This window comes from Nocardia sp. NPDC055029 (assembly GCF_053608525.1).
This window is the reverse complement of sequence record NZ_JBSGVQ010000031.1, coordinates 20,920-43,948: the sequence shown is the minus strand read 5'-3', so window position 1 is coordinate 43,948 and position 23,029 is coordinate 20,920. Positions and strand designations below refer to the sequence as shown.

Here is a 23,029-nt window from a genome sequence, read left to right as displayed (position 1 = left end):
CTCCTGGTGCAACATCTCCCTCAGTGTATGGAGGATGCAACATCTGTCAATATGTCGCACAGGGGGCACAAAAAAACTCCCCGGTCGCGATGACCGGGGAGTTCGTTGTAGCCCCGACGGGATTTGAACCCGCGCTACCGCCTTGAGAGGGCGGCGTCCTAGGCCGCTAGACGACGGGGCCAGAACAACAGTTCACCTTTGTGAACCGCGCGGAACATACGATAGCCGACGACCGGGCAATCGACCAAAACGGCTGGTGACCGCCTTTTCCTCGTCGCTACCCCAGGACATGGCGGCGCGAACCCGCCAGGCGGTGTTCGAGGTGGCGGGCCGGTTCGTCGTCGGGGCATCGTGCGTACCGCGAGGCGATGAGGTTGGCGCGTTCGGCGTGAGGTTGGCGCATTCTGTCCTTGTCGCAGCCCCGATGGAATTCGAGACTTACGGTTCGTGTGGTCAGTCTGCGAACGAGGGGAGCATGCGGTGTCTGTGACGAGGGAGAGTGCCACCGCCTTTGTGATTTCCGCGCTGGAGGCGAAGGGAACCGCAACCCGCGACGACTTCGACGTAGCCGGGATCGTCGCTGCGTTCCGGGACATCACCGAGGGGTGGGACTTCCACTTGATGGAGAAGGAAACCTTCTGGCGGATCGCCTCGACCTATCTCAGGACGTGAGACTCCGCGCCGGATGGGAACCCGCCGACCAGCGCCGGGCCGCCCGGCGCAACGAGCCGGCATCGGAGTAGCCGAGGAGTTCGGCCTGCCTGGGGCCGCTGAGCGACTCCGCGGACACCGCTCGTGACAACCGGGCGCTGCGAGCCCGATCCAGTTCGGCCCGCCAGGTCGTGCCCGACTCGGTCAGTCGTCGCTGCAGGGTCCGAGGGCTGACGGTGAGGATCCGGGCGACACTGTTCAGGGAGACCTCCCCGGCCTCGATGGCCTTGTCCACTGCGACGGCCACCCGTTCGGGCCAGGCCTCGGCGAGGGTCGGCGGGGGTGGCAGCGCGGCGGCCAGTGGCCGCAGGACTGCGGCCAGTACCGGATCGGCGGTGGTCAGGGGCAGATCCAGATCTGCGGCACGGAAAGTCATCGAGTCGGTAGGGGCCTCGAATTCCAGCGTGGCGGAACCGAATACGTCGCGGAAGCCGTCGACATCCGGGGGAGCGGCCTGGCGCAGCGAGACACGCACCGGGTTCAAGGGATCCTCGACGACCCGGCGGGCGCGGCTCAGCACGGCCGACAGTCCCCACAGTTGGGTGTGATCCCTTCCACGGCCGTCGCCATCGAGCATCTCGAGATAGAGGGTGGACTCGTTCTCGGTCTCGGCGACCAGGTCGAACCGGTGATTGGTGGTGACCGCGGTGATGTGGGGCCCGCAGGTGGCCAGCCCGGCACCCAGCGTCGGCGCGGAGGCGAACAGGTAGTCGTACAGGCCAAGGCTGGACAGCTCGTAGCGACGGGCGACCTGCAGGGCGACGTCAGGGCCGAGGCGATGTTCGCCGATCTCCCACAGCCGGGAGAATGTCGTGCTGGGCAGGTGCACGTCGTCACCGGTCATCGACCAATCCGGGACCCCCGCGTCCCGAATCAGCTGCGCACGATCCAGCCCGGCAGCATCGAGCTGGGAGATGACGAAACGGTGCAGCAAACTCTGATCGGTAGCCATGACGTCTCCTCGTGGCAGCATGGCGATCCGCGGACCGGTCGCGGCGACGCTACGCGGTGTTCGAAGTCGGGTCCATCATTGCGCAGACCGGATTACGGCGAAAGCACGAGGTTGATTCGCGCGGCGACGTCAGCCGGTGGTTGACCTGCCAGGGTAGCCGGGGGAGGGTGGGGCGATGACCGGCAAAGAGGTGCGGGGTGGGGTCGAGATGTCGAATCTCGATCAGGCGTTGTTCGACGGAGCCGAGGCGACCAAGCGGGATCTGGTCGACTATCTCGAGTTCGCGGGGGAGCGGCTGGTGCGGGTGTTGCGGGATCGGCCGTTGTCGGTGGTGCGGGTGCGGCCGGGGCAGGAGCCGTTCATGCAGAAGAATCTGCCCAAGTACACGCCGGAGTGGGTGCCGCGGGTGACGGTGTGGGCGGAGAGTTCGCATCGGGAGGTCACCTACGCGCTGGGTAATGACGAGCGGACGCTGTTGTGGTTCGGCAATCAGCGTGCGGTGGAGTACCACCCGACGTTGCTGCCGGTCGATCACAGTGCGGGGCCGACGCATCTGGTGCTCGATCTCGATCCGTCACCGGGGCAGACATTTCGTGATGCCGCGGCGGGCGCCCACCTGATCCGGGCCGCGCTCGTCGCCGACGGGCTCGACGGTGCGGTGAAGACCAGTGGGGCCAAGGGTTTACACGTGTTCGTGCCGGTGGAGCCGGGGATCGGGATCGAGGACGCGGCGGCGGCGACCCGGGCGATCGCGGCGCGGGCCGAACGGATCGATCCGTCTGTCGGTACGACCGCGTTCATCAAGGAAGACCGCCACGGCAAGGTCTTCCTCGATTCCACCCGGGCGGGCGGTGCCACCGTCATCGCGGCCTACAGCCCGCGCATCCGGCCGGGCGTCCCGGTGTCGTTTCCGTTGCGCTGGAACGATATCGACGATGTCACCCCGGCCGATTTCACGCTGCGTAGCGTGCCGAACCTGCTCGGTGACACCGACCCATGGGCCACGGAAATGCCTGCACCACACAAGCTTCCGGCCGACCTGGTCGCCGAGGGGCACACCATTCCGATTGCCAGGGTGCAGGCCATGCACGAGGGGAAGCGCCGGGCTCGGGCGCGGCGTGCCACCGAATAGGGTGTGCCTGCCGCACGCGGTGCGGTGGCGGAGTCGGCACGCTATATCTGTGTCATGGATTTGTCTCAGTTGAGTACGGCGATCGAAGCTGCTGTCGCCGTTCATCTCAACGAACTCGGCCGAGCGCGTGGGTTGCTGCCGTTGAATTGGTTCGTCGCGCCGTCGGTGACGAGCGACGACGACAGGGAGGCGGTGCTGTCGGTCGAAGGGCAGGCCGGTAGCCACCTTCCGCAGCATCCGGGTCGGGTGGTCGATCAATGGGCCGGTGTCCTCGGGCTGCGCCCGGTGTATCCACCGACACCCGGGGTGCACGCGGTGGCGGGGATCCTCGAACCGCAGCCCGGTGACTACCGGTTCGAGATCCGGATCTGGGGTGTCATGGACCCTGCCGCGCTGCATGCGCAACGGGATTGGGGCCGCTGGCAGGGGCAGTGAACAGACGCCGACGGCCCGATGACCGCCGGGAGGTCATCGGGCCGTTCGCGTGGTGACTACTTGGCGAGGGAGGCGACGCCTGCCTGGGCGAACTTCTCGTCCAGGTCGCCGCTGGGGGCGCCCGCCACGCCGATGCCCGCGATCGGGGCGCCGTTGGCCTTGACGGGGGCGCCGCCGCCGAGGAACAGGGTGCCGTCGATGTCGGCCAGGTGCGGGGCGGACTCGAGGCGCTTGGTCAGCTCGGTGGTCGGGGCGTTCCACGAGACGGCGGTGAAGGCCTTCTGCTGGGCGGCGTCGTAGGACTGCGGGCCCGCGCCGTCGCCGCGCAGGGTGACGATGACATTGCCGTTGCGGTCGACGACCGCGACGCTGACCCGCTGGTTCTCCTTGGCGGCCGCGTCGAGGGCGGTCTGCGCGGCCTTGGTGGCCGCGGCGATCGACAGGTGGGTGCTCTGGGTCAGGTTGGCGTCGGCGGCATTGGCCACAACGGGGGTGCGGGTGGCCGGGTCCTGGTCCTGTGCCTGGACGGTCACGACGCCGACCACACCGGCAGCGACGACACCGGCGGTGGCCCCGGCGATGATGAGGCGGTTGCGGGTGCTGGACTTGGCGGTCATGGCTGCTCCTGTAGGGATCTCGGCCTGCCGGCGGTCTGCCGTGGCCTGTTGATACCCATCCTGTTCGCCCGGCGCGTCCGGCGAATCGACGAAGTGGCTGTACTTCCCCGGCCGGATCGGGGGACACCGGGGTCAACCGATCGGTTGACCCGTGGCAGCCGGTCAGCGGGGGAGAATGGGGGAGTTTGCCCAGCGGGACGTGGACGGGAGGTACCGATGAGGAGCACGCTCGGCGACCAGAGCGACGATACGCGGCTGCTCGCTGTCATCGTCTACAGCACGTTCTACGTACTGCTCGCCGCGTCGCTCATGCGCTGGCTGATCCGGCACAGCGAGACCCGCTCGACGCCGCTGGTCGTCGCCCTCGCACTGCTGCTCGCGGTGCTGTACGCGATGAGCGAGCTGCGGCACTCGCGTCGGGTGGTGTGGTTCGCGCTGCTGGTGGCGACCTGGTCGGTGCTGGTGGTGCTGGCGCCCAGTTTCGCCTGGTGCGCGGTGCCGTTGGTGTACACCGGACTGCGGATTCTGTCGGTGCGGGTCGCGGTGACGCTGGTCGTCGTGCTCACCGCGCTCGTGGTGTTCAGTCAGGTGCGCATAGCCGGGTGGCTGGATCCGAATCTGGTGCTCGCCCCGCCCGCGGTCGCCGCGGTGACGACGGTGCTGTTCGTCGGCATGCGCCGCCAGACCGAGCAGCAGGCCGCGCTCATCGACGACCTCGTGCGCACCAGGCAGGAACTGGCCGAGACCGAACGTCGCGAAGGCACGCTCGCCGAACGCGAACGCCTCGCCATGGAAATCCACGACACTCTCGCCCAGGGGTTGTCGAGCCAGCGCATGCTGTTGCAGGCCGCCGACCTGGTGTGGGACTCCGATCCCGCGCTGGCCCGCACCCATCTGCGCTCGGCCGCCGAGATCGCCGAACGTGATCTGACCGAGGCCCGGCGGTTCGTCCACGACCTCGCCCCCGCCGACCTCGCGGCGGGCGGTTCCCTCGCCGCGGCGCTGACCGCGCTCGCGGAACGCGAGACCTCCGACACGCTGACGGTGCGCTGTCATCTGGAAGGCACCCCGGGACCGCTGCCGCAGCGGGTCGAGGCGACCTTGCTCCGCGTGGCCCAGGGCGCGCTCGCCAATGTCCGCGAGCACGCGCGGGCATCGGCCGCGATCATCACGCTGACCAGCCTCGAGGATCAGATCGTCCTCGATGTGGCCGACGACGGCCGCGGCTTCGATCCCGATGACCTGGACGATCCGGCCGAGCATCGCGGACACGGGCTGCCCGCGATCCGGGCGAGAGTGCGCCAGCTCGGCGGGACCTGCGCGATCGAATCGGCGCCGGGGGACGGGACCGTGCTGTCGGTCGCCATTCCGCTGGTCGTTGGCTGAACTTCCCGCGCCGACTACGCCGCTGCCGGCACCCAGTACCGGTGGGGGCGGGGAGCCGGTAGCGACAGCCGTGCCGTGCTCGGGCGCATCCGCAGCGGTGCCGACGCAGGCGGAGCGGCGATCGTGCGCACCTCGGCGAAGACGAGCGTGCGCAGGACGAGGAACCGTCCGATCCCGGCGATCCCCGACGCCGACAGATACACGACCTGCTCGGTGATGGCCCCGGGCGCCGCCTGCACGGCGAACAGGACGAACATCGCGGCGCTGGTCACCGCGTAGGCGGCCGCCGCCGATCCGGCCGACTGCAGATGCTCGCGCCACCCCGGCAGCGCGCGCCCGCCGAAGGTGATCAGCGCGTGCAGCACCGTGCCGAGGACCGTCGACGCGACCGTGACGACGGCGTTCGCGACCGCCCACGGCATGACCCCGGCCAGCTGCGCCACCGCGACGCTCGACGCGAGCCCGAGACCACCGCCGCAGACCACGAACCGCGCGAACGCCGCGATCGGGCCGGGTGCGCTGTCCGCTCGCTGCTCGCCCCGCTCGTTTCGCACGTTGTTCGTCATGTCGAACACTGTACGACTACCGCACACTGTGCGCAATGGGGAACGCTGTGCTGGAGTGGAGCTCGCGCTAGCATCGGCACTTGTGAATCCCGCCGTACGCCTGTTGATCTGCGACGATCACGCGGTGGTCCGCGCCGGACTGCACGCGCTGCTGTCGAGCGCGCCCGATATCGAGGTGATCGGGGAGGCGGCCGACGGCCCGGCGGCGGTCGCGCTCGCGGCGAGCCTGCGCCCGGATGTGGTGCTGATGGATCTGCAGCTGGGTAGTGAGATGGACGGCGTCGAGGCGACCCGGCGGATCACCGCGCAGCCCGCGCCCACCCCGCATGTCCTGGTCCTCACCACCTACGACACCGACGCCGACATCACCCGCGCCATCGAAGCGGGCGCCACCGGCTATCTGCTCAAGGCCGAGCGGCCCGAGGAGCTGTTCGCCGCCATCCACGCCGCCGCGAGCGGGCAGACCGCGCTGTCCGCGCCGGTCGCCGCCAAGGTGATGGCCAAGATGCGCAATCCAGGGCCCACCCTCACCGCCCGCGAACGCGACATCCTCGGCCAGCTCGCCCAGGGTCTCGGCAATCGCGAGATCGCCCGCGCGCTGCACATCAGCGAGGCCACGGTGAAGACGCATCTGGGCCGGATCTACGACAAGCTCGGCGTCGACACCCGCGCGGCGGCGGTCGCGGTCGCGACGGAGAAGCGACTGCTCGCCTGACCGCGCTGTAACGCTGCGGGCCGAACAGGCTCTGAACGATGCGGCGAATATGCTGAGCCGAGAGACCGAGAGGAGCCGGCATGGACTGCGACGAATTCGTCGAGTTGGTCACCCGCTTCCTCGACGGCGTGCTCGATTCGGACACCGAGCTGCGCTTCCTCGCCCATATCGCCGAGTGCGACGGCTGCGAGGTCTACCTCGACCAGATCAGCCGCACCACCCGTGACCTCGGCCGTCTCGAGCCCGAGCACCTGTCCGGCGAGGCGCGCACCAGCCTGCTCGCGGCCTTCCGCGACTGGCACCGCCCCGCCTGAACCCGCGCTCAGGCGGGGGTCAGCGTGGCCGCCCCGAACGAGACATGGAAGCGGGCGCACCAGATACTCACCGACCGGATGGTGGACAGATCCGTGTCGGCGGGCAGTTCGTAGTTCTGGTTGCCCTCGTTGCCTTTGAGCACACCCAGGTCGATGTGCGTGCCGTCGTCGAAGTTGTGCCAGTCGTCGGCGATCACCGGCTGATCGGTGAGCCACACCCGCAAGGCTGGCCCGTCGGAGGTGCGCAGATCGGTGATCCGCAGCACGAGGGTGCCCTCCGGTGTGCGCTGCACCTGTGCCGAACCGCTCGTGTCGTGCTCGTGCGAGCGGAACTCGCCGGTCGCGATCACCGACGGCGGCGCACCGCCTGCCGCCGAGATCGGCGCTTCGTCGACGGTCGTCGTCGTGAACAACCGCCACGGTTGGAACAGGTACAGGCCGACCGCCACGGCGGCTACGAGCCCGACCGCCAGCACACCGAGGACAGTCCGGCGGGTACGACGCTGCGACATGGTCTTCTCCTTCTCTCGCATGCGCCTTCCGTTCCCGCACCCATCCCGCGCGTTACACGATCGCCCGGCGGTACTGTGCTGCCAGCGACGCGAGCTGTGACGGCGAGGAGACCCTGTGCGACACGACGGCGCCCTGCCCGCGGACGACGTGCTCGTCGCCGAGCTGCGGACCGGAGTCGACGCGACGTTCGCCCTGGTCGTCGATGCCTGGTCCGGTTCGATGCTGCGCCTGGCACGCTCGTTCGTCTCCACCGACGCCTCCGCCGAGGAAGTGGTGCAGGAGGCATGGCTGGCGGTCGTGCAGGGCATCGACCGGTTCGAGGGACGTTCCTCGCTCCGGACGTGGGTGTACCGGATCCTGGTGAACACCGCCAAGAAGCGGGGGATCAAGGAGCATCGCACCGTCCCGTTCGCCACGTTGCTGCCCGAGGACGAGGGGCCCACCGTCGACCCTGGCCGCTTCCGGCCGCCCGGTGACCGCTACCCGGGCCACTGGGCGATCGGGCAGAAACCGCAGCCCTGGTCCGAGCCCGAGGACGCCGCCGAGCGCGCCGAGCTGGCCCGGCAGCTCGCCGCCGCCGTCGCCGACCTGTCCGAACGCCACCGCACGGTACTGACCCTGCGCGATATCGATGGCTACTCCGCCGACGAGGTCTGCGAGCTGCTCGACATCTCCGCAGGCAACCAGCGGGTCATCCTGCACCGCGCCAGGGCGACGGTGCGCGCCCGGCTCGAGCGGTACTTCGAGCGGACCACCCACCGCTGAGCCCACGACATCGTGCTGTGTTGCCGCTGCACCCTCGGGCGTGACATCGCGGTCGTAACGTCACAGGTTGTGCAGCGGGCGGCGTGCTCGTCGTCGCGTCATCCACCCGAGGAGGCCGAACGATTATGGCGACCTATGACGATCTGTCGGCCCTGTTCATCAACTGCACGCTCAAGCGCTCGCCCGAACCGAGCAATACGCTGGGCCTCATCGACGTCAGCGCGCACATCATGGCCGAGAACGGCGTCGCTGTCTCGCACGTCCGCGCGGTCGACCACGACATCGCCACCGGCGTCTGGCCCGACATGACCGAGCACGGCTGGGCCACCGACGACTGGCCCGCGCTGCAGGAGCAGGTGATGGCCGCCGACATCCTGGTGATCGCGGGGCCGATCTGGCTCGGTGACAACAGTTCGGTCACCAAGCGGGTGATCGAACGCCTCTACGGCAACTCGCACCTGCTCAACGCGGCCGGTCAGTACGCCTATTACGGCAAGGTCGGTGGCTGCGTGATCACCGGCAACGAGGACGGGCTCAAGCACTGCGCGATGAACATCCTCTACAGCCTCCAGCATCTGGGCTACACCATTCCGCCGCAGGCCGACGCGGGCTGGATCGGCGAGGCGGGGCCAGGTCCGTCCTATCTCGAGCCGGGGTCGGGCGGCCCGGAGAACGACTTCACCAACCGCAACACCACCTTCATGACCTGGAATCTCCTGCATATGGCCAGGATGTTGCGCGATGCGAACGGCATCCCCGCGCACGGCAACCAGCGCTCGGCATGGGACGCGGGCTGCCGATTCGGCTTCGAGAACCCCGACTACCGCTGACCCCCCACGGGCCATCGATGCCCGAATTGCCGGGAACGAAACGTGACCCGGACCTCTATAACCGTGTGATCCCGGCCACATTACGGTCGTATAACGACAGTAATGTGATTACGGATTTGTCACGGACGACCTGCGGGGAACACTGTTCCTTTGGGCAAAGGCTGCTACAGATGCACTCGTGATCGGGGCGTGATCTCAGCTCGCATTCCGGCTACATTCGGTCACGGCTTGAACAACAACCCGAGCCGAATCGAATCGCAGAACACCGGAAAGCCTGCCCCGCGATTCGAGGATCCCCGACATTCCTGAGGGGCAGGGACGCGGTAGTTTCCATCACCGAGCCGGTGGGCGCAGGCAGGAATTCTTATGTCTTTCAATCGCAAGTTCACCACTCGTGCCCTTGGTTTCGCCGCTGTCGCCGGCGCGATGATCGCCGTTCCGGCCGGTCTGACCACCGCTACCGCCTCGGCGAACAACTGGGACGCCGTGGCGCAGTGCGAGAGCACGGGCAACTGGAACATCAACACCGGTAACGGCTACTACGGCGGCCTGCAGTTCTCGCAGAGCACCTGGGAGGCCTACGGTGGCGCCGGCACTGCCGACAACGCCAGCCGCGAGGAGCAGATCCGCGTCGCCGAGAACGTGCTGGCCGCGCAGGGTCCCGGCGCCTGGCCGGTGTGCAGCGCCTACCTGTAAAGCGCGCTGTAGTTAGACTTTCCTTGTCGGGAAACGGAATACCCGCTATTCGATGCACACATCGAATAGCGGGTTTTTTCGTTGTTTCTCAATTTCGGATGAGCAGCACGATTCCCGCCGTGATCAGTGCGAGCGCAATAGCCGCCAAGCCGTAGCTGAGTTTGTAGTTGCGCAGCCCGGGGACGAACCGGTCGAGGGCGAAACCGCCCGCACCGGTGAGAGCCAGGCTGGTCGCGGCCACCGCCAGGATCACCTCGTACTCGACACCTTGGGGCGAGAAGAAGCCGCCCCATTTCACCGCGATCGCGTTCAGCATCGTGCCCAGGATCGCCGCCGCGGCCAGCGGGGTCAGCAGGCCGAGTATCAGGCCGATGCCACCGAGGGTCTCGCACAGCCCCGCCACGACGGCGAAGGTGTCGGCCATCGGATAGCCCTTCGCGGCGAAGAACTTCTCGGTACCGGACAGGCCACTGCCGTCGAACCAGCCGAACAGTTTCTGGGTGCCGTGCGCGGCCATGGTCGCGCCTACGCCGAGACGCAGGACCAGCAGTCCCGCATCCGTGGGTGTGGTCGTTGTTGTCGTCGTCATGGCGAATCCTTTCCGTTGCCGGTGCGCAGGTAGGCGGGCCGCCGATCCAGTGTAGAGAGCGAAAGTCACAGGTCAGGGCGCGGCGAGGTCGCCGACGGCTGACGGTCAGGCCTGCTGCTCCTCGCCGGGTCGCTGCGCCGAGTCGAGCCGGTGCACGGTGAGCGCGGCGGCCAGCATCCGGGAATCCGTGGGATCGGCCGGGTCGAGGCCGGTGAGATCGGCGATCCGGCGCAGCCGGTAGGTGAAGGTGTTGGGGTGCACGTGAATGCGCCGTGAGGCCGTCTTGCGGTCGGCGCCGTGGCGCAGGTGCGCTTCCAATGCCTCGACCAGGTGCGGACTGCCGAGCAGCGGAATCACCCGTTGCGCCAGGCGTTCGCGCGCCGGGCCGGGCCGGGTGAGCTGGTACTCCAGCAGCAGGTCGTCGAGGCGGTAGCAGCCGCCCGGTCTGCCGCGCAGCCGCGCCAGCTCGGTGAGTTCGGTCGCGTCCTTCGCCGCGGCCGGGATGCCGTCGCGGCTGACACCGGAGAACTCGGCCAGATACACCGGCACCCCGAACTGCTCGGCCAGCCGCGCGGCGAGGTTGTCGAAGCGCTGAGCGTCGAGGGCACCGGTCTCGGAGCTGTTGCTCAGTAACGCGATGCCGTTGGCGCCGTCGAAGGTGGCCGGAGTCGTGGTGCCGGTGAGTTCGTCCAGCGCGCGCTGGAGCACCCGGATCCGGCGCCGCGTCACCAGGTTGGCCGCGCTGCCGGTGCGCGCGGGCTCGCTGAGGCGGATCGCGAGCACCGTGTACTGGTCGGCGAGAACGGTGTCGGCGCGCGCGGCGAGCTCTTCGGCAGGCAGTCCGCGCACCAGCGCCGAACACAGTTCCCGTCTGGCCTCGCGTTCGGCGTGGTAGATCGACTGCTCGACCTCGGTGTAGGTCTCGACCACGGTGATGTTGATATGGCGCAGCAGGTCGAGCAGCCTGCTGCCGACCAGGATCAGATCGTCCATCTCCGTCGGCTCGGCCAGCGCCGACGCCTCGGCCAGCACCGATTGCGCCGATCCGTGGATCGCGCCGATCAGCATCGGCAGCGGCAGCCGGTCCTCGGCGTGCCGCTCGGCGACGGGCGCGACGAACGTGGCCACCTCGGCCTGGGTGAACTCTCGCTCGGCGGCGATCGCCTCGAGCACGGCCCGTCCGCACGCATAGATGGTCGGCAGGACTTCGGCGGTGAAATGACCGGGAGGCAGCTCGGCGGGCGCGGTGGCGCCGAGGCCTTCGGCGAGCATGCGCTCGGCGATCTGGGGCCAGCGCGTCAGGAGGCGAGCGGTCAAAGCGGGTGGTGCGGAAACGGGGTGTTCGGCGAGCATGCCTCGATTGTGTCCGAGAACAGGGCGCGAGGGGGCAGTCCCATCGAAAACGCACAGAACTTGGTTCCAGCGCTAAGCTCCCGCGCGTTTTCTCGGTGCACCGTGCAGTGACAGCGATGTGGCGCGGGTCATAGATTCGCAGAGCGCGTCCGAGCCACCGTCGGCCGGCGCGGTTCGACGGAAGTGACCTCAATGTTTGCAACGACGCATTCCCTGCGCCGCACCCTGTGCGGACTCGGCATCGCCGCGGGCCTGACCGCGGCCTCGGTTCTGGGGGGCGGCCCGGCCGCCGCGGAACCCGCGCTGGAACCGACCATCGCCTCGATGGCCGACTACCTGAACGCCACCATGACCACGGCCACCGACGGCCGTCGCCCCACCGCCATCGCCGACACCGGCAGCGCCTCGGGCAGCAGCTCGGGTTCGTCGGGCAGCGTTTCCTCCGACGCGGTCGGCGAGGGCCCCGAGATGTCGGCCTACCTGCCCGCCTTCGCCTACGGATTGCTGCACCCCGACGCCGCGCCGCCCGGCGCCAACCGCTGGGATTGCAAGCCGACCGCGCAGCATCCGCGCCCGGTCGTGCTGCTGCACGGCACCTGGCTCAACGCCTACGACACCTTCTCCTACCTCTCGCCGCGCCTGGCGAGGGCCGGGTACTGCGTGTTCGCCCTGAACTTCGGCAAGTCCGCGCTGCTCGAGGGCGGCGGACTCGGCGCCGTGCTGCCGGGTCGCTACGGCGTCGGCCCGATGGCCGACTCCTCGCGCCAGGTCGCCGCGTTCATCGAGCGCGTGCGCGCGGCCACCGGGTCCGACCAGGTCGACATCGTCGGCCACTCCCAGGGCGGCACCATCGCCAATCACTACCTGAAGTTCGAGGGCGGCGAGGGCAAGGTCGGCAAGCTGGTCAGCCTCGGCGCCACCCACCACGGCACCGCGCTGCTCGGCCTCGCGACCCTCGGTCGCATGATCAACAACGCGGGCATCGACATCCTCGGCTTCTACCGGCCGATCGTCGGCGTCGCCAATATCGAGCAGGCCGTCGGCTCGTCGTTCTACACCACCCTCAACGCCACCGGTGACACAGTGCCCGGCGTCGACTACACCGTGGTCGCTTCCCGCTACGACGAGGTGATGAATCCCATCGACCTCGCCTTCCTGCGGGCCGGGCCGGACGCGACCGTGGCGAACATCGCCCTGCAGGACGGCTGTGAGCAGGACGTTTCCGACCACCTGACCATGATGTATTCGCCGCGCGCCACCTCGATCGCGCTGCGTGCCCTCGATCCGGAAGGCAGTCCTACCTTGGCTTGTACATTCAACCCCTGGTTCTTCGGTGGCGGCGGCAGCCTATGACCGTCAATGCCCCGGCGCTGACGGTCTGGAGCACCGCGCCGCTGCTACCGCCCGACGACCCGTTCTACGTCGCGCCGCCGGACATCGAGTCGCTCGCGCCGGGGACGGTGGTGCGGACGCGCGCGGTGGATGTGGCCCTGTTCGGGCTGGTGCGGCAGCGCATCGCGGCCTGGCAGCTGCTGTACCGCACCTGTGATCTCGACGGCGAGCCCGAGCTGGCGGTCACCACGGTGCTGCTGCCATGGGGCGCCGACCCGGCACATCCGCGTCCGCTGGTGTCCTTCCAGTGCGCCATCGATGCCGTTGCGCCCCAATGCTTTCCGTCCTACGCCCTGCGGCTCGGCGCGAAGACCACCGGGTCCATCGCGCCGCTCGAGCTGCCGATCATCGCCATGGCCTTGCGGCAGGGCTGGGCGGTATCGGTGCCCGATCACGAAGGTCTGGGCGGGCGGTTCGGCGCGGCGCGCGAGCCCGGGTACCGGGCGCTGGACGGGATCAGGGCCGCGCTCGGCTTCGCCCCGCTCGGCCTCACCCCGACGACTCAGGTCGCCCTGTGGGGATATTCGGGCGGCGGTCTGGCGACGGCGTGGGCCGCGGAACTGGCGGCCGAGTACGCACCCGAGTTGACCATCGTCGGCGCGGCGGCCGGGTCGCCGGTCGGTGACCCGGCGGCCGCGTTCGTCCGCCTCAACGGTGGCTGGTTCGCCGGGTTCCCCGCGGCCTTCGTCGCCGGACTGCGCCGTGCCTACCCGGAACTGGACCCGGTTCTGCACGATCACCTCGATGCCCGCTATCGCGGCCTGCTCGGCGAGGCCGAACAGCGCACCACCTTCGCCCTGCTGTGGCGCTTCGCCCGCCGCGACGTCGCCCGGCATCTGCGCGGCGGCATGGCGGGGCTGCTGGCCGAGCCCGCGCTGCGCCGCATCCTCACCGACATCGAACCGGGCACCCGTGCGCCGGCCGCTCCGATGCTGGTGGTGCAGGGCGTGCGCGACGAGGTGATCGCGGTCGCCGACATCGACGCCCACGTCCAGCGCTACCGCGCCGCCGGCGCCGTCGTCGAGTACCTGCGGGTGCGCCGCGGCTCTCATCTGCCGCTGGAGTTCCTCGTGGTTCCGGTCGTGCTCACCTGGCTCGCCGATCGCTTCGCCGGTCGTCCGGCGATGTCGGGGACCGCCACGGTCGTCTCCGTCGCCCGCAGCGCCGCGGCCGTGCGCGCGCACCTCGACTTCCTCGGTCTCGTCGCCCTGATGCTGGGCGGCCGACCGATCCGCGGCGACGGGAAATAGGTGGAACCATATGTCCCGTCATTTTCTCGGTGCCCCTATTTCTCGGGGCATCGGAAATTCATGCTTATCGGATGGCGCAACATGACTCTCACGGAGTTCTCATATTCCCCTCAGAAACATGCGGTATCTGAGGCATAACCGCAGGTAGTAATAGGTTTGCAAGATCGATTGTTACGGCGGTCACGAATTCCTGAATTCCGTAACTCGCGGCGTTCGGGTGCCGATACGCCCTCTGTAAGCCAGCTCCGGCTGGGCCTATGCGAGAAACAGAGGAATTATTATGATCCCCGTTATCATCGACACCGGTAGCGCCGCCCTGAACGGCCTCTTCGACACCCTCGGCGCCGCTCTCAACGGCCTGGTCAACACGCTGTGGACCGGCTCCTTCGGCGGCTGATCAAGCCCCATAGGTCGATGAAACGACCGGGTCCGCCCTGACGCGTGACCGACGAGAAGGCCCCGCACCTGTCCAGGTGTGGGGCCTTCCCTCGTCTACGGGTTCAGTGCGTGTGCGGGGCGTGCCCGGCCGACACGTGCCTGGGGCCGTGCGCCTCGGCGCAGTGGTTGTCGTCGTCCGCGGTGCCGATTCCGATGACCTGCGGCCTGGCGTGGTCGACCTGCAGGGTGACGTGCCCGATGTGGTGCTCGTGGTCGAGCATGTGCGCGATGTCCTCGCGGACCGCGTGGCAATCGTGCCCCGGCTGCACGAGCACGTGCGCCGACAGGGCGGGGTCGCCGGAGGTGATCTCCCAGATGTGCAGGTCGTGCACCTCGGTCACGCCGTCGCGGGCGGCCATGTCGCGACCGACCTGCTCGGGGTCGAGGTAGTCGGGGGCGGCTTCGAGGAAGATGCGGCTCGACGCGCGGATCAGCCCGATGCCCGCCTTGATCATCAGCGCGACCACGATCAGCGTGGCGACCACGTCGGCCTGCACCCAGCCGGTGAGGATGATGACAAGGCCCGCCGCCGCGGTCGCGATGAAGGCGAACAGGTCGTTGAGGATGTGCTGGTAGGCGCCCTCGATATTGAGACTGGTCCGGTCGGCGCGGCTGATCATCCAGGTTGCCAGGACATTGACCGCGATGCCGATCAGCGCGGTGACAAGCACCAGCGTGCCGTGCACCTCCGGCGGCTCGAACAGCCTGCGGATCGCCTCGTAACCGAGCCACAGTGCCAGCAGCAGCAGGGTCAGCCCGTTGGCCTGGGCCGACAGGATCTCCACCCGCTTCCAGCCGAACGTCATCCGGCCGGTCGCGGGCCGCGCCGCGAGCCGGATCGCCACCAGCGCCAGTGCGATGGAGGCGGCGTCGGTGGTCATGTGCGCCGCGTCGGAGAGCAGGGCCAGCGAATCGGCCACGATGCCGACGATCACCTCGCCGATCAGGAAGGTGACGATCACCGCCAGCGCGCCGGCCAGCCAGCGCTTGTCGCTGTCGGCCGACACCCCGTGGTCGTGTCCATGTCCTGCGCCCATCACGTTCACCTCTCCCTGCGGTCCGATCGGTCGCAATCATATGCACACATCGCTATGTATGCAATTCGTTCTTGATTTCCAGCCTAAGTCTCCTCGCCCGGCCACTCGTCGTCGACGACCACCCGGGCGGTCGCGTACCGGTCGGCGATCACCCCGCAGGGATAGGTCGGCCAATAGGACACCGCGCCGGTCGCCTTGTCGATGACGTGCACCGAACCGCCGACCGGCAGCGGCCGGTCCGGCGGCGCGTGCGCCGGTCGCACGGCGAAAACCACGAAACCGCCGGTGAATTCGACGATGTGGCGGTCGGTATCCGGAATCGGGGGCAGGTGGTCGGCCGCGATGCGGGTGGCCTCGGCCCGGTCGACCGGCGTCTGCGCGTCGGTCGGATATGCATGGATGTCCACGTTTTTCGCTCCTCGCCGCGATTGTCGTCGCCCGGGGCCGGTCGTGTCGAGGGTTGCGGCGGAAGCCGGAAAAAGGGCGAGCCCGGGGGCCCTGCTCCCCCCTCCTGGAGCAGGCCCTGGCCGGGCTCGCGACAAAAGTGTCGCGTGGCGGACCATCAGGATCCTGAAGAGTCGCTTAACGCCGTTGTCATCGGTGGCGCGCAGCGCGATAACCCCATATGACGGACAACTCCTGCGGTGCGCACTGCGCGCGACTGTGTACCACCGACGGGCTGGCCGAGGTGCTGGCCGCCGACCGTGGCCTGCTGCACTGGCGGGCGATGCGCAGTCTCGGTGACCCGGGCCTGGCCGAGCACGCCGTGCAGGAGGCCCTGCTGCGCGGCTGGCGCTCGTGCCGCGACTTCGACGCACGGAAGGGCAGTGTGCGGACATGGCTGCTGGCGATCGAGCGCAATGTCGTCGTCGACATCGTGCGGGCGCGCGCCGCCCGGCCCGGTGACGTCGGCTGGGACGACATCACCGAGGTCGCGTGTTGTGGCAAACCGGATTTCGCGGACGGGCTCGTCGACGGGTTGCTCGTCGACCAGCTGCTGGCGCGCCTGTCCGAGCCGCAGCGGGCCGCGGTGGTCGAGGTGATCCTGCGCGATCGCGGATACCGGGAAGTGGCCGCGGATTTCGGCGTTCCGGTCGGCACCGTCAAGACCCGCGTGCACTACGCGCTGCGCTCGCTGCGGCAATTGCCCGAGGTTGCCTGATCGGCCTGTTCCGGTCGTGATCTGGGCGCGTGACCAGCGCTGATTCGCTTTTTCTCCCTGTCACATTTCGGTAACTGTGCTTGCCCTGTGGTTACCCACGTTGCAAGAGTGAACCACTGGGTTTGGTGTTACCAATGGGAAGGGAGGGGTGCTCCGTTCCGGAGCACCGACCGAACATGCAACCAAACATCATCAAGGCCGGTCTCTGCTCCACCGTCTCCGCCGCGGTCGTGATCTCGCTGACCGGGCTCGTGCCCGGCCCTGCCGCCGCGGCGCCCGAGCCCGCCACCGGCGACCAGCTCGTAGGGAAGACGATCTTCCTCGACCCCGGTCATCAGGGGTCCGCGCATGCGGAGAATCTGGGCCGCCAGGTCGACAACGGCCGCGGCGGCACCAAGGACTGCCAGACCACCGGCATGACGTCGCTGAACGGCGTCCCCGAGCACACCATCAACTGGAATGTCGCCGAGCTGGTGAAGGTGTCGCTGCAGGCGCTGGGCGCCGATGTGGTGCTCAGCCGCGCCGACGACGCAGGCTGGGGCGGGTGCGTCGACGATCGCGCCCGCGCCGCCAACCAGTCCGGCGCCGCGGTCGCGGTGAGCATCCACGCTGACAGCGCGCCCGCCGACCAGCGCGGTTTCCACCTGATCGTGCCGCAGCTGCCCATCCCGGACTCGGCCGCCGACCTGGCGCAGTCCGGCCCTGGTCGCGCCGCCTCGGCCGTGGTCCGCGACGCCTACCTCGCCGCGGGCTTCCCGCCCGCCACCTATGCCGGTGTCAGCAACGGCCTGCAGACCCGCGCGGACGTCGCCGGTCCGGCCTTGACGCAGGTGCCGCTGGTTTTCGTGGAGATGGGCAACGGCGCCAATCCCGAGGACGCCGCGCTGCTCGAATCGCGCGAGGGTCAACTGAAGCACGCCGTCGCCATCACGACCGGGGTGGTCGGGTTCCTGCTGGGCAAGGCGATCGGGGCGGCTGTGCCCGCGTTCGCACCGGATTCGACACCCGCTCCTGCCCGGGCGCCCGCGGCCACCACCGCGCCGACGCCCGCGCAGCAGCCGGAGGTGGCATCACCATCGACCTCGGGACCCGGAGCGGCCTCCACTTCGGGTCCGAAGTCCAGCGGCGCTCCCACCCCATCCGGTGAAGCCGCCGACGCGCCCGCGCCGACGCAGCGTTCCGCCGCCACGCCGACATCGCCTGCTCCGGCCGACACCCCCGCGCCTGCCCCAGCCGACTCGACTGCGCCAACCGACGGCAACGGCGACGTGCCTGCTCCGGCCGGCGGCAACTCGCCTGCTCCGGCAGGCGGAAACGCGCCTGATCCGGCTGGCGGACCTGCTCCGGCCGACATGTCTCCGCTGGCTGGCGCGCCTGCCCGCGCCAACGTGCCTGCTCCGGCCCATGGACCTGCCTCAGCCGACACCACTGCTCCAGCCGCTCCGGCTGACTCGCAGGCTCCCGCAAACTCGCCGACACCAGCTGACGTGCCTGCACCGGCCAACGCGCCTGCTCCGGCTGGCGTGCCTGCTCCGGCTGGCGTGCCTGCTCCGGCTGACGCGCCCGCCCCGGCCAACGCGCCCGCCCCGGCTGGCGCCCCCGCCCCGGCCAACGCGCCTGCCCCGGCTGACGCCAACGCGCCCGCCCCGGCTGACGCCAACGCACCGGCCCCCGCCGATGCCCCCGCTCCGGCCCCTGCCCCCGCCGACCCGCAGGTTCCCGCCGCGACCCCGGACCAGAAGCCACCCACCGGCGACCAGCCGCCCGCGGCCGAGCCCACCCCGACCACCACACCTGCACCCGCGCAAACGGCGGCCATCATCCCGGCCCACGCCCCGATCGGCGCCCCGGTGCCCGCGATCGCGCCCGCACAGCACCCGATCCCCGCCGATCGCCTGCCGAGCGGTTCCACCGGCCGTCTGACAGCTCCCGGCGGCGGTCCGGCTCCGGCCGATCAGGCCCCCGCCCAGCAGCAGGCCCCGAAGCCGCGGACCGGGTCGGCCGGTCAGCTGAAGGTTCCCGGTGGCACCGAAGCGCGCACCGCCGCGCCGGGCGCTCCCGAGGCACCGGCGACAGCCACTCCGCGTAAACGAGCTCCCGCCCCGAAGCCCCAGGCGGCCCCGAAGCCCCAGGTGGCTCCGAATGCCCCGTCCGATTCCGATTCCGAACTCGATCTCAGCGAACTCGGCGGCCCGATCCTCACTGTCATGAATCTGCTGATGCCCCTGGCCCAGTCCCTCGGCATGGATGACACCGCCATGATCAGCCAGCTGATCAACCTGGCCTACACCCTGGTCGGCATCGTGTTCGGCCCGTCCGAGTAACCGAGCGCACCCGAAGCCGCCGACTCCGCCCAGGGGCCGGCGGCTTCGGCCGTTCGGGCACAATCGGCACAGTGATTCCTGTGGTGATCGTTGCGGGTTTTCTCGGATCGGGGAAGACGACCCTGCTCAACTCTCTGTTGCGCAACAACCGGGGCACCCGGATCGGCGTGGTGGTCAACGACTTCGGCGCGGTGAACATCGACGCGATGCTGGTGGCCGGGCAGGTCGACGCGATGGTGTCGGTGGGCAACGGCTGCGTGTGCTGCGCGGTCGACGTCTCCGAGCTCGACGACCTGTTCGCGCGCCTGGCCCAGCCGCGCAGCGCCGTCGACGTGATCGTGGTGGAGGCCAGTGGGCTGGCCGAGCCGCGGAATCTGATCCGGATGGTGGTGGCCAACCCGAATCCGCGGATCGGGTACGGCGGATTGGTCGAGGTCGTCGACGCCGAGCTGTTCGGCGAGACCAGCGCCGAGCACCCCGAGCTGGTGACCCATCTGCGGCTGGCGGATCTGGTGCTGGTGAACAAGGCCGACCGGGTGCCGGCGGACACGCTGGCCGCACTGCGCGAGCAGATCGCGGGCTGGGTGGGCCAGGTCCCGGTCTACGCGACGACCCACGGCCGCGTCGACCCCGGACTGCTGTTCGACGATCGCGAGCTCGACACGCCGAAGGTGGCCCAGCAGTTGAGTTTCGACTCCCTGCTCGACGAACACGACCACGATCACGACGACCCCGACCACCGGCACCTGCACGACGAATACGTGTCGGTGTCGTTCACCAGCAAGCGCGCGCTGAACCCCCGTGCCCTGATCGCCTTCCTGGAGGACCCGCCGCCGGGCCTGTTCCGCGCCAAGGGCTGCGTGGCCTTCGCGGTGGCGGGGGAGCGGCGCAGATTCGAGATGCACCTGGTCGGCAGACACGTGGTGTTCACGCCGGGCCCGTGGGCGCGCGGCGAGGAACGGGTGTCGAATCTGGTGCTGATCGGCTCCGGCCTCGACACCGACGCGGCATTGGATCGCTTGCACGCCACCGTCTTCGATGGCGAGGAACCGATGGACGAGCAGGCGATGCTCGGCGTGTGGCGCTACACCCCGCAGTGACGCTCAGCCGCAGGCATTGACCCATTCGGACAGGCCGTCGGCGAACAGCTGTCGCTTCCAGATCGGCACCTCGTGCTTGATCCGGTCGACGAGTTCGGCGCAGACGGTGAACGCCTCGGCCCGATGCGGCGCGGCGACCGCGACGACGATCGCCAGATCGCCGATGGTGAGCGAACCGATACGATGGGTCGCGGCGACCGGAAGCCCGTGCGCGGCAGCGACTTCGGCGCAGATGGCAGTCAGGAACCGCTCGGCCTGCGGGTGGGCGGAGTACTCCAGCGAGGTTACGGCCTGGCCGCTGTCGTGATTGCGCACCTTGCCGGTGAAAACGACGACAGCGCCGAATTCCGGTCCGTCGACAGCGCTTTCGACGGCGATGGGATCGAGCGCCTGATCGCTGATCGCGGTCAGGCGCACCGCGCCGTGGTCATTCATGGTCGCCGCCTCCGGCTACTTGCGCGAGCAGATGGTCCAACAGTGGTTCCAGGACCGCGATCCCGTCCTTCACCCCGCCCGGCGATCCGGGCAGGTTGACCACGACGGTGTGGCCCGCCAGTCCCGCGACACCCCGGCTGAGCGCGGCGAGCGGGAACTTCGCGGTGCCACGCTGCCGGATGGCGTCGGCGACACCGGGCAGTTCGCGGTCGAGGACGGCGCGGGTGGCCTCGGGGGTGGCATCGGTGGGTGAGGCACCGGTGCCGCCGGTGGTGATCACCAGCGCGGGTCCGCCGAGCAGCGCGTCGGCCAGGCCGGTCGCGATGTCGGCATCGGCGTACACGAGCGGACCACGCACCGAGAAGTCTTGCGCTGTCAGCCATTCGGTGAGCACCGGTCCGGTGGTGTCGACGCGGGTGCCCGCTGCCGCACCGGTGGACGCGACCACGACCACCGCGGAACGCGAATCGCGCACGGAGACCGCGTGTTCGGTCGCCATCGCGGTGCCGATCGGTGTGGCGGTCGCCGGAGCGAGCTCCTCGATGCCGTCGGCAGGTGCCGCATCCGGCGCGGATCCGGTGTCGACCTGGGCCAACCGGCTCAGCGCCTCGCCGGAGGGTTCGGCTTCCGGCCGCACCCAATGCCCGTGCTTCCCACCTTCTTTGGTGAGCAACCGCACCCCGTTCATCACCGCGGCGGGATCGACGGCCTTCACCATGTCGTGCAACGTGAGCCCCGCCACGGCGACGGCGGTCAGCGCCTCCATCTCGACCCCGGTCGGCCCGGTGGTCTTCGCGGTCGCCTCCACCGTGATGGTCGTCTCGGTGAACCCGAACTCCACCTTCACCGACGACAGCGCCAGCTGGTGACACAGCGGGATCAGCTCGGAAGTCTTCTTGGCACCGGCGATTCCGGCCAGCCGCGCCGTCGACAGCACGTCCGCCTTGGGCATGCCCTCGGCCCGGACGAGCGCGACGACCTCGGCGGTGGTCTGCAATTCGCCTGCGGCAACGGCGATCCGGGCGGTATCGGCCTTGGCGCTGACATCGACCATGCGTGCCCGACCCTCGCGGTCGACGTGGGACAACTCGCTCATAGTTTCAAGATTCGCACAGTGGCACCAGCGGGCAGCGAGGTGACCTCGGCGGGCACATCCACCAGGACATCGGCCCATGCCATGCCGGCGATGAGATGGGAGCCGGGGCCCGAGACGACCTCGACGCCGTCGTCGGTCACCAGGCCACGCAGATACTGACGCCGTCCCGCGGGGGAGCGCACCGGCGTCAGCAAGGTCACCTCGGCGGTGGCGGGTGCGGGCAGACCGCCCAGTGCGCGCACCACATCACGGGCGAACACCGAGTAGGACACCGTCGTGCTCACCGGATTCCCGGGGAAGCTGAGCACGGGCACACCGTCGACGACCGTGTATCCCTGCGGCCCGCCCGGCTGCACCGCGACCGAACCGAAGGTGCCGCCGAGCGGTTCCAGCACATCCTTGACGACCTCGAAATCGCCCTTGGACACCCCGCCGGAGGTGAAGACGAGATCGGCGGCGGCGACCGCGGCGCGCAGCACGGCGGTGAACTCCGCCGGATCGTCGGTGCTGTGCGCGACCTCGACGACCTCGGCACCGTCGGCCCGCAAGGCAGCGGCCAGCGCGATCCCGTTCGAGTTGTAGATCTGTCCCGGCGCCAGTTCGGCCCCGGCGGGCTGGAGTTCGTCGCCGGTGGTGATGCAGACAGCCCGTAGTCGGCTCAGTACCGGCACACTCGGCAGGCCGACGGCCGCCAGCGCGGCGATGTGCCGGGGCGCGAGCACGGTGCCCGCCTTGGCGACCAGCTCACCGGCGCGCACATCGGTACCGGCCTCCCGCACGAACTCGCCGCGACCGCGACCACGCTCGACGACGATCCGGCCCTCGCCCGCCTGCACGTCCTCGACCGGGACGACACAGTCGGCGCCGGGCGGAATCGGCGCACCGGTCATCACCTTGAGCGCCGAACCCGCGGGCAGCGCCGCCGTTCCCGGCTTGCCCGCCGCGACGACACCGGCGACCGGCAAGGTCACCGGGGTGACGGTGACATCGGCGGCGCGCACCGCGTATCCGTCCATCGCCGAGTTCCGGAACACCGGGAGGTCGATGGGTGATGCCACATCGGCCGAGAGCACGCGGCCGAGCGCATCGGGCACCGGCACCTGTTCATCGGCGCGGTCGGCGAGGTGGGCCAGCAGCGCGGCGACGGTGTCGCGGTACTCGTCGACGCTGCGCGCCGACGCGGTGGCGGGCCGGGGAGTCATGCTGCCAGCCTAATCGCCG

Annotated in this window: 23 protein-coding genes, 1 tRNA gene and 2 pseudogenes; 14 read left to right on the top strand and 12 right to left on the bottom strand. The window is 69.5% G+C overall.

What is annotated here, in order from left to right:
- Positions 1 to 108 precede the first annotated feature (108 nt).
- Positions 109 to 181 (bottom strand) — tRNA-Glu (locus ACWF9G_RS24240).
- 299 nt (positions 182 to 480) lie between these two features.
- Here ACWF9G_RS24240 and ACWF9G_RS24235 point away from each other — a divergent pair.
- Complete coding sequence (locus ACWF9G_RS24235; protein ID WP_379308020.1) at positions 481 to 672, top strand: hypothetical protein; 192 nt, start codon at positions 481 to 483, stop codon at positions 670 to 672.
- On the opposite strand, the gene ACWF9G_RS24230 is transcribed toward ACWF9G_RS24235, so the two are convergent.
- Positions 662 to 1,663 (bottom strand): AraC family transcriptional regulator ligand-binding domain-containing protein, encoded by a 1,002-nt coding sequence (locus tag ACWF9G_RS24230; protein WP_452518070.1) that lies wholly within the window; start codon positions 1,661 to 1,663, stop codon positions 662 to 664. The genes ACWF9G_RS24235 and ACWF9G_RS24230 overlap by 11 nt on opposite strands.
- Positions 1,664 to 1,838: 175 nt before the next feature.
- Between ACWF9G_RS24230 and ACWF9G_RS24225 the strand changes: the two genes are divergently transcribed.
- Positions 1,839 to 2,795, top strand: coding sequence for a DNA polymerase domain-containing protein (locus ACWF9G_RS24225; protein ID WP_452518068.1), 957 nt, complete (start codon positions 1,839 to 1,841; stop codon positions 2,793 to 2,795).
- Positions 2,796 to 2,864: 69 nt separating this feature from the next.
- The gene (locus ACWF9G_RS24220) at positions 2,865 to 3,230 is read left to right on the top strand and encodes a hypothetical protein (protein ID WP_379308017.1); all 366 of its coding nucleotides are present in this window, start codon (positions 2,865 to 2,867) and stop codon (positions 3,228 to 3,230) included.
- A 56-nt stretch (positions 3,231 to 3,286) separates the two neighbouring features.
- Here ACWF9G_RS24220 and ACWF9G_RS24215 read toward each other — a convergent pair whose 3' ends face one another.
- Positions 3,287 to 3,847, bottom strand: coding sequence for a GlcG/HbpS family heme-binding protein (locus tag ACWF9G_RS24215; protein ID WP_379308016.1), 561 nt, complete (start codon positions 3,845 to 3,847; stop codon positions 3,287 to 3,289).
- A gap of 216 nt (positions 3,848 to 4,063) precedes the next feature.
- Between ACWF9G_RS24215 and ACWF9G_RS24210 the strand changes: the two genes are divergently transcribed.
- Positions 4,064 to 5,233, top strand: a complete 1,170-nt coding sequence (locus ACWF9G_RS24210) for a sensor histidine kinase (protein ID WP_379308015.1) — start codon at positions 4,064 to 4,066, stop codon at positions 5,231 to 5,233.
- 14 nt (positions 5,234 to 5,247) lie between these two features.
- On the opposite strand, the gene ACWF9G_RS24205 is transcribed toward ACWF9G_RS24210, so the two are convergent.
- Complete coding sequence (locus ACWF9G_RS24205) at positions 5,248 to 5,799, bottom strand: hypothetical protein (RefSeq protein WP_452518067.1); 552 nt, start codon at positions 5,797 to 5,799, stop codon at positions 5,248 to 5,250.
- An 82-nt stretch (positions 5,800 to 5,881) separates the two neighbouring features.
- On the opposite strand from ACWF9G_RS24205, the gene ACWF9G_RS24200 reads away from it, so the two are divergent.
- Both ACWF9G_RS24200 and ACWF9G_RS24195 read left to right on the top strand, forming a co-directional pair.
- Complete coding sequence (locus ACWF9G_RS24200) at positions 5,882 to 6,514, top strand: response regulator (protein ID WP_379308013.1); 633 nt, start codon at positions 5,882 to 5,884, stop codon at positions 6,512 to 6,514.
- An 80-nt stretch (positions 6,515 to 6,594) separates the two neighbouring features.
- Entirely contained in the window at positions 6,595 to 6,828 is a 234-nt protein-coding gene (locus ACWF9G_RS24195) for an anti-sigma factor family protein (protein WP_379308012.1), read from the top strand.
- A gap of 8 nt (positions 6,829 to 6,836) precedes the next feature.
- On the opposite strand, the gene ACWF9G_RS24190 is transcribed toward ACWF9G_RS24195, so the two are convergent.
- Positions 6,837 to 7,361 carry a DM13 domain-containing protein gene (locus ACWF9G_RS24190; RefSeq protein ID WP_452518065.1) on the bottom strand — a complete coding sequence of 175 codons (525 nt, stop codon included), beginning with the start codon at positions 7,359 to 7,361 and terminating at the stop codon, positions 6,837 to 6,839.
- Positions 7,362 to 7,455: 94 nt separating this feature from the next.
- Here ACWF9G_RS24190 and ACWF9G_RS24185 point away from each other — a divergent pair, with 94 nt between their 5' ends.
- From ACWF9G_RS24185 to ACWF9G_RS24175, 3 genes and pseudogenes are all read left to right on the top strand, one after another.
- Positions 7,456 to 8,106 (top strand): RNA polymerase sigma factor, encoded by a 651-nt coding sequence (locus ACWF9G_RS24185; RefSeq protein ID WP_452518063.1) that lies wholly within the window; start codon positions 7,456 to 7,458, stop codon positions 8,104 to 8,106.
- Positions 8,107 to 8,231: 125 nt separating this feature from the next.
- Positions 8,232 to 8,936 carry a flavodoxin family protein gene (locus tag ACWF9G_RS24180; RefSeq protein ID WP_452518062.1) on the top strand — a complete coding sequence of 235 codons (705 nt, stop codon included), beginning with the start codon at positions 8,232 to 8,234 and terminating at the stop codon, positions 8,934 to 8,936.
- Positions 8,937 to 9,302: 366 nt separating this feature from the next.
- Positions 9,303 to 9,629 (top strand): annotated as a pseudogene (locus ACWF9G_RS24175) (transglycosylase family protein); the annotation flags it as partial.
- Positions 9,630 to 9,720: 91 nt separating this feature from the next.
- Here ACWF9G_RS24175 and ACWF9G_RS24170 read toward each other — a convergent pair.
- Entirely contained in the window at positions 9,721 to 10,221 is a 501-nt protein-coding gene (locus tag ACWF9G_RS24170) for a DoxX family protein (RefSeq protein WP_379308008.1), read from the bottom strand.
- Positions 10,222 to 10,326: 105 nt separating this feature from the next.
- A complete protein-coding gene (locus ACWF9G_RS24165; protein ID WP_452518060.1) occupies positions 10,327 to 11,574 on the bottom strand; it encodes a PucR family transcriptional regulator in 1,248 nt (415 codons plus the stop codon).
- A 192-nt stretch (positions 11,575 to 11,766) separates the two neighbouring features.
- Between ACWF9G_RS24165 and ACWF9G_RS24160 the strand changes: the two genes are divergently transcribed.
- Both ACWF9G_RS24160 and ACWF9G_RS24155 read left to right on the top strand, forming a co-directional pair.
- The gene (locus tag ACWF9G_RS24160; RefSeq protein WP_452518142.1) at positions 11,767 to 12,927 is read left to right on the top strand and encodes an esterase/lipase family protein; all 1,161 of its coding nucleotides are present in this window, start codon (positions 11,767 to 11,769) and stop codon (positions 12,925 to 12,927) included.
- Positions 12,924 to 14,216 carry a lipase family protein gene (locus ACWF9G_RS24155; protein WP_452518058.1) on the top strand — a complete coding sequence of 431 codons (1,293 nt, stop codon included), beginning with the start codon at positions 12,924 to 12,926 and terminating at the stop codon, positions 14,214 to 14,216. Before ACWF9G_RS24160 ends, ACWF9G_RS24155 begins: the two co-directional genes overlap by 4 nt.
- 500 nt (positions 14,217 to 14,716) lie before the next feature.
- On the opposite strand, the gene ACWF9G_RS24150 is transcribed toward ACWF9G_RS24155, so the two are convergent.
- Together ACWF9G_RS24150 and ACWF9G_RS24145 are read right to left on the bottom strand one after the other, a co-directional pair.
- Positions 14,717 to 15,691: a cation diffusion facilitator family transporter gene (locus ACWF9G_RS24150; protein ID WP_379310069.1), complete on the bottom strand. Its 975-nt coding sequence runs from the start codon at positions 15,689 to 15,691 to the stop codon at positions 14,717 to 14,719.
- An 83-nt stretch (positions 15,692 to 15,774) separates the two neighbouring features.
- Positions 15,775 to 16,098: a hypothetical protein gene (locus tag ACWF9G_RS24145; RefSeq protein ID WP_452518057.1), complete on the bottom strand. Its 324-nt coding sequence runs from the start codon at positions 16,096 to 16,098 to the stop codon at positions 15,775 to 15,777.
- A gap of 218 nt (positions 16,099 to 16,316) precedes the next feature.
- Here ACWF9G_RS24145 and ACWF9G_RS24140 point away from each other — a divergent pair, with 218 nt between their 5' ends.
- The 3 genes and pseudogenes from ACWF9G_RS24140 (at position 16,317) to ACWF9G_RS24130 (ending at position 20,277) form a co-directional block, all read left to right on the top strand.
- On the top strand, positions 16,317 to 16,853 hold the full coding sequence (locus ACWF9G_RS24140) for a sigma-70 family RNA polymerase sigma factor (RefSeq protein WP_452518055.1): 537 nt from the start codon (positions 16,317 to 16,319) through the stop codon (positions 16,851 to 16,853).
- 176 nt (positions 16,854 to 17,029) lie between these two features.
- Positions 17,030 to 17,986 (top strand): annotated as a pseudogene (locus ACWF9G_RS24135) (N-acetylmuramoyl-L-alanine amidase); the annotation flags it as partial.
- 1,271 nt (positions 17,987 to 19,257) lie between these two features.
- Positions 19,258 to 20,277, top strand: a complete 1,020-nt coding sequence (locus ACWF9G_RS24130) for a CobW family GTP-binding protein (RefSeq protein ID WP_452518053.1) — start codon at positions 19,258 to 19,260, stop codon at positions 20,275 to 20,277.
- A gap of 3 nt (positions 20,278 to 20,280) precedes the next feature.
- Here ACWF9G_RS24130 and ACWF9G_RS24125 read toward each other — a convergent pair whose 3' ends face one another.
- From ACWF9G_RS24125 to ACWF9G_RS24115, 3 genes are read right to left on the bottom strand one after another with little or no spacing between them, the layout of a single operon-like run.
- Positions 20,281 to 20,712: a molybdenum cofactor biosynthesis protein MoaE gene (locus ACWF9G_RS24125; protein ID WP_379310064.1), complete on the bottom strand. Its 432-nt coding sequence runs from the start codon at positions 20,710 to 20,712 to the stop codon at positions 20,281 to 20,283.
- A complete protein-coding gene (gene moaCB / locus ACWF9G_RS24120; RefSeq protein WP_379310063.1) occupies positions 20,705 to 21,808 on the bottom strand; it encodes a bifunctional molybdenum cofactor biosynthesis protein MoaC/MoaB in 1,104 nt (367 codons plus the stop codon). Before moaCB ends, ACWF9G_RS24125 begins: the two co-directional genes overlap by 8 nt.
- Positions 21,805 to 23,010, bottom strand: coding sequence for a molybdopterin molybdotransferase MoeA (locus tag ACWF9G_RS24115; RefSeq protein WP_379310062.1), 1,206 nt, complete (start codon positions 23,008 to 23,010; stop codon positions 21,805 to 21,807). Before ACWF9G_RS24115 ends, moaCB begins: the two co-directional genes overlap by 4 nt.
- Positions 23,011 to 23,029: the final 19 nt, after the last annotated feature.